The 3,643-nt window shown below is 41.4% G+C and carries 1 protein-coding gene; it reads left to right on the top strand.

Features of this window, described 5'->3' with window-relative positions; translation table 11 throughout:
* Window positions 1–254: 254 nt before the first annotated feature.
* Window positions 255–3,643, top strand: a 3,389-nt coding sequence (locus AC3DU7_RS28405) for a magnesium chelatase subunit H (protein WP_488042608.1), incomplete at its 3' end; no start/stop codon positions are given.

Raw genomic sequence — 3,643 nt, 5'->3', positions numbered from 1 at the left:
ACTCCCCCGCTCCCCTACTCCTTAAAAAAGACTTTTTCAGCAAGCCCTAATTATTTTTAGGATTTTGTAACTGGTCAGTTATTTCCGCCATCCTCTATTAGTACATATTCAGCATTTTGTCAATCAATGTAACAAAAAATTTTGAATTTCTTATCGAATTGTATCAAATTAACACTTTACTCTACCTTTTATTAACATTTTCTGGTAAATATACCCATTAAGTATCAGCAATTATCCTCAAGGAGCAATACTTAATGTTCACATCCGTTAAACCCACCGTTCGCCACATTGTCCCAGAAGACCTAAAAGGGCGATCGCTCTTAAAAGTTGTATATATCGTTTTAGAAGCACAATATCAGAGTTCTCTCTCAGCAGCAGTGCGCTCTATCAACGAAAAAAGTCCTAATTTGGCCATAGAAATTAGTGGCTATTTAATAGAAGAATTAAGAGACCCACAAAATTACGAAAATTTTAAACGAGAGGTTTCCGAAGCTAACATCTTTATCGCTTCCCTAATTTTCATCGAAGACTTGGCCGAAAAAGTAGTGGAGGCTGTTACCCCCCACCGCGATAAATTGGACGCTGCTGTTGTTTTTCCCTCCATGCCTCAAGTGATGCGCCTGAATAAAATGGGAAGTTTCTCAATGGCGCAACTAGGTCAGAGTAAAAGCGCGATCGCTCAGTTTATGCGGAAGCGGAAGGAAAAATCTGGTTCTTCTTTCCAAGATGGAATGTTGAAGTTGTTGCAAACTTTGCCGAAAGTTTTGAAATATATGCCTATTGATAAGGCGCAGGATGCTAGGAACTTTATGCTTAGTTTCCAATATTGGTTAGGGGGTTCCTCGGAAAACTTGGAAAATTTCCTACTGATGTTGGCAGATAAATATGTTTTTAAAGACAAGAAGAATAGTTCTCTCCAATATGTCGATCCAGTTGTTTATCCAGATATGGGTATCTGGCATCCCCTCGCACCAAAAATGTTTGAGGATGTTAAAGAGTATCTCACCTGGTACAACAGTCGCAAAGATATTTCTGAAGATTTAAAAGACCCCCTCGCTCCCTGTGTTGGGTTGGTATTGCAGCGTACCCACTTAGTTACGGGAGATGATGCTCACTATGTTGCTATGTTGCAAGAATTGGAAGCAATGGGAGCGCGAGTTGTACCTGTATTTGCTGGAGGGTTAGATTTTTCTAAACCAGTCGATGCTTATTTCTGGGAAGTTGCTGCTAAAGGAGTTGAACCTACACCATTAGTAGATACGGTTATTTCTTTGACTGGTTTTGCACTGGTAGGGGGACCTGCTAGACAAGACCATCCGAAAGCTATTGAATCGCTGAAACGGTTGAACAGACCATATATGGTAGCTTTACCTCTAGTTTTCCAAACTACCGAAGAATGGGAAGAAAGCGAACTTGGTCTTCACCCCATACAAGTAGCTTTGCAAATAGCTATTCCCGAATTGGATGGAGCGATCGAACCTATTATTATGTCTGGTCGTGATGGAGCAACCGGAAAAGCGATCGCTCTCCAAGACCGCATCGAAGCTGTTGCTCAACGGGCTATGAAATGGGCAAGTCTCAGACGCAAACCTAAACTCGACAAAAAAGTAGCCATTACTATTTTCAGTTTCCCACCAGATAAAGGAAATGTGGGTACTGCTGCATATTTAGATGTATTTGGTTCTATCTATGAAGTAGTAAAAGCACTCAAAGGTAATGGTTACGATATCCAAGACTTGCCAGACTCCGCAGAAGAATTGATGAAGCAAGTCATTCACGATGCTACTGCTCAATATCAAAGTCCGGAACTCAACATTGCTCACCGGATGTCGGTCGAACAATACGAACGTTTAACTCCATACTCGGAAAGGTTGCATGAAAATTGGGGACCACCTCCAGGAAACTTGAATAGCGACGGCGAAAATTTATTAATCTACGGTAAGAGTTTCGGAAACCTTTTTATTGGAGTACAACCAACATTCGGTTATGAAGGCGACCCAATGCGGTTATTATTCTCCCGTTCCGCAAGTCCTCATCATGGTTTTGCTGCTTACTATACCTATTTAGAACAAATTTGGAAAGCTGATGCGGTGCTGCATTTCGGTACTCACGGTTCTCTAGAATTTATGCCTGGTAAACAAATTGGAATGTCTGGAGAGTGTTATCCAGATAATCTCATTGGTAGTACTCCCAACATCTATTATTATGCTGCCAATAATCCTAGCGAAGCTACTATTGCCAAACGTCGGAGTTATGCTGAGACTATTTCTTACTTGACTCCCCCTGCGGAAAATGCTGGTTTATATAAAGGTTTGCAGGAATTGAACGAATTAATCGGTTCTTATCAAACTCTCAAGGATAGCGGACGGGGTATTCCCATTGTCAACACCATCATGGATAAGTGTCGGATGGTGAATTTAGACCAAGATATTATCCTGCCAGAAAAAGATGCTCAAGAATTGACCGCTGAAGAACGAGATAACATTGTTGGGGATGTTTATCGTAGGTTGATGGAAATTGAGTCCCGGTTGTTGCCTTGCGGTTTGCATATTATTGGTAAACCTCCTAGTTCTGAAGAAGCGATCGCTACTTTGGTAAATATTGCTAGTTTAGACAGAGAAGAGGAAGGGATAACTGGTTTACCTCGAATTATTGCTAATAGTCTTAACCGCGATATTGAGGAACTTTACCAAAATAATAATAAAGGTATTCTTGCCGATGTTGAGTTACTGCAAAAAATCGTTGAAGCGACTCGCAGTGCTGTAGCTGCATTAGTTCATCAACAAACTGACGCTGATGGTCGAGTTTCTATGGTCAGCAAACTCAATTTCTTCAACATGAGGAAAAAAGCTCCTTGGATAGAAGCTTTGGATGAAGCTGGTTTTCCTGATGTTGATGCGGAACTTATTAAACCTCTGTTTGAATATTTGGAATTTTGCTTGGAGCAGGTTTGTGCTGATAATGAATTAGGTTCTCTGTTACGAGCGTTGGAAGGGGAATATATTTTACCCGGACCTGGTGGCGACCCTATTCGGAACCCGGATGTTTTGCCTACTGGTAAAAATATGCACGCCCTCGACCCCCAGTCTATTCCTACTGCTGCTGCTGTTAAGTCGGCAAAAATTGTGGTTGACCGTTTATTGGCACGGCAAATGCAGGAGAATGGTGGACAATATCCAGAAACTATTGCTGTTGTATTGTGGGGAACTGATAATATCAAGACTTATGGCGAGTCACTTGCTCAAGTAATGTGGATGGTAGGTGTGAAACCTGTACCTGATGCTTTGGGTCGGGTGAATAAGTTGGAATTAATTCCATTGGAGGAATTAGGTCGTCCTCGTGTTGATGTAGTAATTAACTGTTCCGGTGTATTCCGAGATTTATTTATCAATCAAATGAATCTTTTGGATAAAGCTGTGAAAATGGCGGCAGAAGCAGATGAACCGGAAGAGATGAATTTTGTCCGGAAGCACGCTCTGAAGCAAGCGGAAGATTTAGGGGTAAATTTACGTCAAGCTGCAACGCGGGTATTTTCTAATGCTTCGGGTTCTTATGCTGCGAATGTTAATTTGGCAGTAGAGAATAGTACCTGGGAAGATGAGTCAGAATTACAGGAAATGTATTTGAAGCGCAAGTCGTTTGC

Source organism: Okeania sp. (genome assembly GCF_983059655.1).
This window is presented reverse-complemented; position numbering and strand designations above follow the sequence as displayed.